This is a genomic window from Neorhizobium sp. P12A (assembly GCF_008365395.1).
Taxonomy (GTDB): domain Bacteria; phylum Pseudomonadota; class Alphaproteobacteria; order Rhizobiales; family Rhizobiaceae; genus Rhizobium.
In genome coordinates, this window is the sequence record NZ_QOVX01000069.1 from 1 (window position 1) to 1,578 (window position 1,578).

General features: G+C 62.4%; 2 protein-coding genes. Both read right to left on the minus strand.

What is annotated here, in order from left to right; translation table 11 throughout:
• Positions 1–699 (minus strand): efflux RND transporter permease subunit (locus DTW90_RS36890; RefSeq protein WP_149345058.1); only part of this gene is annotated, 699 nt, incomplete at its 3' end.
• The coding region (locus tag DTW90_RS36895) for an efflux RND transporter periplasmic adaptor subunit (RefSeq protein ID WP_149345059.1) at positions 696–1,578 on the minus strand (883 nt) is incomplete at its 5' end. The genes DTW90_RS36895 and DTW90_RS36890, both read right to left, overlap by 4 nt.

A 1,578-nucleotide genomic window follows, 5' to 3' on the forward strand; every position in this document is an offset into this window, starting at 1 on the left:
CAAGGCGACGCGCTCGGGCCCGGTTTCGACAAAGCCGGACTGGGTGACGGCGTTCTGCGCCTGCAGCGTCGCGATGATGGCGGAACGGTCGATGCCGAGAGCCGCGATCTTTCGAGTGGAGAACTCGAGGTAGATCACCTCGTCCTGCGCCCCGACGATGTCGACCTTGCCGACGTCGGGGATCTTGAGGATCTGCGTTCGGGCGTTCTCGGCGTAGTCGCGCAGTTCCCTCTGGCTAATTCCTTTGTCGCCCGTAAAGGCGAAGATATTGCCGTATACGTCGCCGAACTGATCGTCGAAGAAGGGTCCGACCACCCCTTGGGGGAATTCGTGCTTGATGTCGTCGATCAGATTGCGCACGCGCGACCAGGTGGGCTTTACGTCCCGCGCGTTCGTATCCGGCAGCAGGTCGACGAAGACGATCGTCTGGCCGGCGGTGGTGATGCTCCGGGTGTGTTCGAGATTGTCGAGTTCCTGCAGCTTCTTTTCGATGCGGTCTGTGACCTGCTGCGTCACCTCCTGGGCAGAGGCGCCGGGCCATTGCGCCTGGATCACCATCGTCTTGATTGTGAAGGACGGATCTTCCTCGCGACCGAGCGCGAGATAGGCAAAGGCGCCCGCCACCGCGAACATGATCATGAAATACCAGACGAGAGAACGATGCTCGAGCGCCCAGTCCGAAAGATTGAATTTGTTCACGGGCGTAGCTCCTGTTCGAGTTTCACTTTCTGTCCATCGACAAGGTCGTAGACCCCGGTGACGACGACCTCCTCCCCTTCCCGCAGTCCCGATTGAACCAGGACGGAACGGGGCGAGGACGCCGGGCCATCGAGTTCAACGACCCTGAGCGCGACCTGGGCTGTCGAGCGGTCCACCACCCAGACCTGGCTGCCGCCGACTTCATGACGGATGGCGGAGAGCGGCAGCGTGATCGTCCGCTTCTTTTCTTCGACAACCGGCGTCGCCGTGACCACGGCGCCGAGGCGGAAGATGTCCGGCGCCTGATCGATCCCGATCTTCAGCCGGTAGGTGCGGGTATTCGGATCGGCCTGAGGCGCGATCTCGCGGACGACGCCGGTGACTTGAATCCTGCTGTCGAGTTGAAGGGCGACGCCGAAGCGATCGTCCAGGCGAATGCGACTGAACTGCGCCTCCGGAACGTCGACGACGACGTCGCGCTGCTCGAGGCGGGCCAGTTTCAAGACCGGCTGGCCGGCCGAGACGGTCTGGCCCATTTCCGCGGAGGTGGCGGTGACGACGCCATCGAATTCGGCCCTCAGCTCGGAGTAGCCTAGCTGCTCATGCGCCTTGGCAAGACTGGCTGTCGCTTTCGCAGCATTGGCGGCGGCCGACTTGAGCTGCTGTTCGGCAAGATCGTGATCGGAAACACTTGCCGCGTTGCTCTCCATAAGCTTTCGCTTGCGGATTTCGGTCGTGGCCGCATTTTCCAATTGAGCCTGGGCATTGCGCAGATCGGCCTCCGCGCTCCTGACCGCGAGCTGGAGGCTCAGAGGATCGATCTCGGCGAGGACATCTCCCTTGTGCACCAGGTCACCGACATCGACCTTGCGAGACGCA